General features: G+C 50.3%; 2 protein-coding genes and 1 pseudogene. All 3 read left to right on the top strand.

Features of this window, described 5'->3' with window-relative positions; genetic code table 11:
* Positions 1-678: HD domain-containing protein (locus R3177_RS14675; protein WP_318971751.1), on the top strand; the 678-nt coding region annotated here is incomplete at its 5' end.
* Between the two features lie 61 nt (positions 679-739).
* Entirely contained in the window at positions 740-1720 is a 981-nt protein-coding gene (gene mch / locus R3177_RS14670; protein WP_318971750.1) for a methenyltetrahydromethanopterin cyclohydrolase, read from the top strand.
* A gap of 6 nt (positions 1721-1726) precedes the next feature.
* A pseudogene (locus tag R3177_RS14665) lies at positions 1727-1943 on the top strand (RimK family alpha-L-glutamate ligase); the annotation flags it as partial.

Here is a 1943-nt window from a genome sequence, read left to right as displayed (position 1 = left end):
GAAGCTACCCCGTCACGCTTTTTTTATACTTTACGTGAAGTGGGTGCACTGCCGATCCTGTTTCCGGAAATAGATCGTCTGTTTGGTGTGCCACAACACTCCAAATGGCATCCGGAAGTCGATACCGGCGTGCATGTCATGTTGGTTTTGGACGAGGCTGCAAAACTCAGTGACGAGGTGGCAGTAAGATTTGCCGCACTGTGTCATGACCTTGGCAAAGGTGAACCCCCTGCCGATATTCTGCCCAGCCACCAGGATCATGAAACGCGCAGCATCAAGCTTACCCAACAACTTTGTCAGCGTCTGAAAGTACCACGTGATATGCAAACCCTGGCCATTAAGGTCGCTGAACTGCATACCGAAGTCCATCGTTTATTTACATTATCTGCTGAGACCGTGTTGGCTGTGTTTGAAAAACTCGACAGTTTTCGGCGGCCAGAGCGGTTTCGCCAGTATTTGCTTGCAGGCGAAGCAGACTTTCGAGGTCGGCCCGGTTATGAAACAGCCGAGATGCCTGAGAAAACTGTTTTTCAGGCTTGTTTTGCTGCCGCATCTGCCGTTAAAACTGATGGTTTTGTCAAGGCCGGTTTACAGGGATTGGACATCGCCGAAGCACTGAAAAAAGCCCGCTTACAGGCGATAGATAATGTATTGGCACCATATCGTAATCAGGACTGAACTGCGCGGCAAACATGCATCACGTATAATGCCGTTTTGAATTAATCACAGGATTTTGTCGATGACTACGCTCTCTGCCAACTGGACCAGCGTCAACGCCGCTACTCAGCCTTTATTGGATGCTTTAGTAAAAGATGCACAGGCGTTGCAACTGGAAATCAGCACACTCAGTAATGGTACGCGGGTGGTTGATGCCGGTATCAATGTGCGGGGTGGTCTGGAAGCTGGCCGGCGCATTGGCGAAATCTGCATGGGTGGTCTGGGTACCGTGACCATGGGCAGCCAAAGTGGCTTTGCTAACTGGCCATGGTCAGTAAATGTGCATGCCAAAACCCCGGTACTGAGCTGCCTGGGTAGTCAATATGCCGGCTGGAGCTTGTCGCATAAAGCTGAAGACGTGAAATTCTTCGCTTTGGGATCCGGTCCCGGTCGCGCACTGGCAGCACGCGAGGAAATATTCAAAGAATTTGCTTATCAGGATAACGCCGATTCGACGGTCATTGTTCTGGAAGTTGATAAATTACCGCCCGTGGCGATTGCCGATAAGATCGCTGATAACTGTGGCATTAAACCCGAAAATCTGACCTTGATCCTGACGCCAACCACCAGCCTTGCCGGTGTGATGCAAATTGCCATTCGCGTTCTGGAAGTTGCCTTACACAAAGCGCATACCGTGCATTTTCCATTAGAGAAAATCGTTGATGGTTACGGCAGCACACCGGTCGCACCGCCCGGTGGTGACTTTATGACAGGTATGGGGCGTACCAATGACGCGATCCTATATGGTGGCAGCGTGCATTTATTTGTTGATGCCAGCGATGAGGAAGCCCGTGAACTGGCTGAAAAAATGCCCAGCAATACGTCCGCGGATTATGGCCGACCGTTTGGCGACATTTTCAAAGCTTATGAATATGACTTTTTCAAAATTGACCCGATGTTATTCAGCCCGGCCAAAGTTATCGTTACCAATACCCAAACTGGTAACAGCTTTACTGCCGGAGAGCTGAATGCCGAATTACTGACCCAGTCTTTCGGCCTGTAAAGGCGTATGCAAAAACCCCGCGTCGCCATTTTTAATGATACGCATGGCTGGCATAGTGCGCAGCTAACGGCAGCTTTTGCAAGGCTGGGCATTGAGACGGTTTACAGCGATCTGGCGTTTTGCCGGATCGATTTAAGCTTACCGCAACGACTCTATATTCCGGGGTTTAATGTTCGTTTGCCGGATGCTGTGTTAGTGCGCGGTATTGCGCCAGGTAGTCTGG

Source organism: Arsukibacterium sp. (assembly GCF_033722355.1).
In the GTDB taxonomy this organism is placed as follows: Bacteria; Pseudomonadota; Gammaproteobacteria; order Enterobacterales; family Alteromonadaceae; genus Alishewanella.
The sequence above is the reverse complement of the archived record's forward strand: the minus strand, read 5'-3'. Positions and strand labels throughout refer to the sequence as shown.

What these genes read in the sequence shown, in the direction of transcription:
- mch (WP_318971750.1), top strand. Translation starts at nt 740, where the DNA reads ATGACTACGCTCTCTGCCAACTGGACCAGCGTCAACGCCGCTACTCAG.